Raw genomic sequence first — 3,502 nt, 5'->3', positions numbered from 1 at the left:
TAACTTGTGCAGTCCCCATCGAAGGCTGCGAGGCGTTTATCTCCGGCTGTTGGAGTGCCTGTGTTTCTTCCCCACTTATCCCCATGCAGGGATGTCCAAGATTCGCTCTATGGGGAGGCGTCAGGAGGCTCCTGAGGGCTTTAGATCAGAGAAGGAACCCCCTCCCCTGCATAAATGCAATGGGGTCTTTTGCGTGCTTACTCTGATTGCAGGGCTGGCACAAAAGCTGAATGTTCAGTTTGTCGTTTGACCCGCCACGCGCCAACGGATGAATATGGTCAGCGTGGTAACCGTTTTTTATGGATGTGCGGCATACCGCGCACTTAACTTTTTGCTTGACCAGCAGCGCTTGCACGTCCTTCGCGGTGAACTTCCCTCCAGCCTTTACAGTCCGGGCTCTACGTGCCGCATGGGAAACTCTGTGTGTGTCTGGATTCGCGTCTTTCCAAGCCTTGTTCAGCTTGGCTTGCTCGCCGGGATTCGCTTCGCGCCATGCCAAGCTGGATTCAATTGACGAACCTGGGTTTGCTTCGCGCCAAACCTTCATTTTTCCCAGTTGAACGTCTCTGTTGTCGTGGTGCCATTTGCGGTGCACAGCACGCTCAATCTCCTTTTGCTCAGGCGTCATAGCTGCATATCTTGAGCGCATGTATTCGCGGCGCTTTGCGCGAAATTCAGCGTACTCAGGAGTTCCTTTTTTAAGACTCATGAAGCCACCACATACTTAGCTTTCGCAAGAATCTGGCGCTCAATCTTTCGGGCGCTGCCTTCACCGATCTCGCGGGCGTAATCGGCCCAGTCGCTGCCTTCAATCCCCTCGGGGTAGGCAACCCCTGCCCCAATCAATTCGGCGGCGTTGGTGGCCTTCTCAATGCCTGGATTCATGCCGCGCTTGAGTTGCGTGGCATGGTCGTTGTCAGCAGCAAATACGACGCTACCTTTGGGGCGGATGCGGTCAGCCACGGGCATCAGATTGCCCGCATCGAAGGCCACAATCACAGTTGAATTGCGAACCGACTGGTACACCGCAAGCCCTGTGGCAAATCCCTCAACAAAGATAGTGATCACGGCGCGTTCGCGGCGCATCACAAAGCAGCCCGCCTTGACCGGCGCACCGGGCCAAAACTTCTTCACGCCGTCATGCGTGATGGTCTGGATGGAGATCAGCGAGTCGCCCAGCATCACGGGAATGACCAGCAGGCCGTCATGCGTGCGCACACCGGCGCAACCCAGCGGCAACAGGCCTTTGTTGACGATGTAGGAGTGCGGCAGGGACAGCGGGTGGCACTTGTTCCAAAAAGCACGCGCGCTGCGCACCGACTGAATGCGGTACTGGCGCTCACGGTCACGCTGGGCCTGCATCTTGGCGACCACCTCGGGCGATACCGCCTGCTGGGTGGCGTTGTCGTCCTTCCAAGTGCCAAGGGCCTGGCCGCTGCCAGATGTCCAGTCACCCCAAGTTCCGTGGCCGTCCAGGTGAAGGGCATACCAGCCGTTGCGCTTTTTTGGGGTTGTCTCAGTGGGGCAGCGACGAATCTTGCCGTCAGCAACAATCTCACGCGGCATCAGGCCGGCAATTCGAAGGGCTTGCTCGAAATTCATCGTGCACCTACTTTCAGAAGTCGGTAACGCTTATTTCCAACCTTGAGATACAGGCCTGCGTAATAGAACATGTTTGGGGATTGCCAGATCAGCTTCATATCGCTGCCTTGCTTGATTTCGTTGCCGCGTTCATGGCGCGGATGTGCTGGCCAGCGCTGCGATTGACGAAGGCCTTCAGGCGCTTTTGAGCATCCATGCACATTTGCTCCAAGGTCAGCGGCAGTTGCAAGGGGAGTTGGGTCATGCTGCGTCCAAATCGGTGTAGAAACCCTTTGGAATGGGACGATCTGCTGGATGAAGCGCGGCGATGACAAGTGCCCGCTCCTGCTTCTCCTGCAGCTCATTGGCTTCACGGGCAATCTTGTCGGCACCCTCTTGAGTGAGGGTGTCACCAATGCTGTGCAAAGCGCCTGTTGTGCCGGGTATCGCGTACACCGCATGGCAGCGCGCGCCTGCCTGAATAGTGAAGTGGTTTAGGTTCATGCCACCTCCAATTCATGGCTGGCTTGATCACACAACCCATAAGAGCTGCTGCAGCCCGAGTGATCGTCCAAGATGGCCAGGAGATCGCGCTGCTTGCCGCCACGTGTGGTGCGCGCCCAATCGATCACGGCGTAGATACCATGGTCAACCGCCTGCGCCGGCGTGATACCTGGCGCCGGGATAAAGGTCGCGGCCTGGCGCTTGCTCACGGTGCCCACCAGCAGTTCCCATGCATGGATTCGTTCCACATGCTCAGGAAACCGGTCAGCAATCTGCTTCAGCTCGGCTTTGTTTGCGTTGATGCAGGGCATGCACCCCACACGGCCCATGCCCTGCAGGTACAGCGGGTTGGGCTTTACGCCCTGACTGGCGCAGTACTCAAAAACCTGTAGCGCCGTCCATTCGACGATCGGCCGGAAAATATAGAGACCGCCACCGACAGTCTCAAACTTCTTAGCATTGCGTCTGTTCTGAGATTCATCGCGCCGGATACCCTGCCAGCTCACTACGGTATGGCCGGCGTCGACCAGCGCCATCTGAAACTCAACGGCTGGGTTGCGTTTCAGCTCCTCGGTACAAAACTGCGCTTTGCGGGATGGGAAGCGACCCTTCCACATGCACAAGTCCAAAAATGGATTACCGGTGGGGAGCAGCAATTCCAGTGCCCGGCGCTTGCCCTTGTTGGACCATCGAACCCTGCGGCCGCCACCAATTTTTCGCGTCTTCTGTACAGGTTCGTCAATTTCTTGGCCATCGCGCTTCACCTTGCGGGTGATGATGTTGCCCCTGCCGTCCCGTTTTGGCACTGGTTCACCGTTCACATCAAATACGAGAGCCGTTTCATACTCACGGCGGGTGCGCTTGTCACAGGCGATGAACTTGCGCTTGGCCGCAATCTCGGCATCAAAGTTGGCACGCAGGCGGGTAATGGTGATGCCCAGCGCGGATTCCATGTACACCAGGTAGTCATAGACGGCCTGATGCTCATTTCCGGTGTCGCAGAAGATCGGCACGAGGTTGGCCTTACCAAAACGCTCAATGGCCAGCAGTAGGGTGGCGGCGCTGTCCTTGCCGCCACTCACAGAAATGACGTGTTTGATACTCATGCTGCCACAGCCTCATTGCGGCGGGCCGCCTGCTGGCCCTTGATGAAACGGATTTGGTTCGCCTTGATCTTGGAACGCAGCTCAGGCGTTGGCGCTTCGCAGGTCGTTGTCTCGATGCGCGCCTGAGCGAACACACCAGTGAGCTCGTGATAGATGGCCTGGGCCCGGCGCTGGGCCTTTTCCATATCCGGGGTGGCCTCCAGCACGATTGAGCAAACCTGTGGCCAAAGCATCTTGCGCATCAGCGCGGGGTTGCCGGTGGCGACGAGTTCTTTCAGCGTGCCGGGCACATGCTCGATGGCGGCCTTGCG

At 57.7% G+C, this 3,502-nt stretch carries 5 protein-coding genes and 1 pseudogene; all 6 read right to left on the bottom strand.

The genetic code is table 11. The annotated features are described in order from the left end of the window. Positions 1-145: 145 nt before the first annotated feature. Positions 146-709, bottom strand: coding sequence for an HNH endonuclease (locus tag C5P05_RS02700; RefSeq protein WP_198674598.1), 564 nt, complete (start codon positions 707-709; stop codon positions 146-148). Next, entirely contained in the window at positions 706-1,602 is an 897-nt protein-coding gene (locus C5P05_RS02695) for a toprim domain-containing protein (RefSeq protein WP_114968342.1), read from the bottom strand. Before C5P05_RS02695 ends, C5P05_RS02700 begins: the two co-directional genes overlap by 4 nt. A 94-nt stretch (positions 1,603-1,696) precedes the next feature. Then, the gene (locus C5P05_RS33520) at positions 1,697-1,846 is read right to left on the bottom strand and encodes a hypothetical protein (RefSeq protein ID WP_157979196.1); all 150 of its coding nucleotides are present in this window, start codon (positions 1,844-1,846) and stop codon (positions 1,697-1,699) included. Beyond that, positions 1,843-2,085 carry a hypothetical protein gene (locus tag C5P05_RS02690; RefSeq protein ID WP_114968341.1) on the bottom strand — a complete coding sequence of 81 codons (243 nt, stop codon included), beginning with the start codon at positions 2,083-2,085 and terminating at the stop codon, positions 1,843-1,845. Before C5P05_RS02690 ends, C5P05_RS33520 begins: the two co-directional genes overlap by 4 nt. Beyond that, a complete protein-coding gene (locus tag C5P05_RS02685; protein ID WP_232834319.1) occupies positions 2,082-3,167 on the bottom strand; it encodes a phosphoadenosine phosphosulfate reductase family protein in 1,086 nt (361 codons plus the stop codon). The genes C5P05_RS02690 and C5P05_RS02685 overlap by 4 nt, the downstream gene beginning before the upstream one ends. Positions 3,168-3,187: 20 nt before the next feature. Next, a pseudogene (locus tag C5P05_RS02680) lies at positions 3,188-3,502 on the bottom strand (ATP-dependent helicase); the annotation flags it as partial.

Origin of the sequence: Rhodoferax ferrireducens (genome assembly GCF_003347515.1) — a bacterium.
Classification (GTDB): Bacteria; Pseudomonadota; Gammaproteobacteria; order Burkholderiales; family Burkholderiaceae_C; genus Rhodoferax.
This window is presented reverse-complemented; position numbering and strand designations above follow the sequence as displayed.

Excerpts from the sequence above, each read along its gene's own strand:
- C5P05_RS02700 (WP_198674598.1), bottom strand. The coding sequence starts at position 709 with ATGAGTCTTAAAAAAGGAACTCCTGAGTACGCTGAATTTCGCGCAAAG.
- C5P05_RS02695 (WP_114968342.1), bottom strand. The coding sequence starts at position 1,602 with ATGAATTTCGAGCAAGCCCTTCGAATTGCCGGCCTGATGCCGCGTGAG.
- C5P05_RS33520 (WP_157979196.1), bottom strand. The coding sequence starts at position 1,846 with ATGACCCAACTCCCCTTGCAACTGCCGCTGACCTTGGAGCAAATGTGC.
- C5P05_RS02690 (WP_114968341.1), bottom strand. The coding sequence starts at position 2,085 with ATGAACCTAAACCACTTCACTATTCAGGCAGGCGCGCGCTGCCATGCG.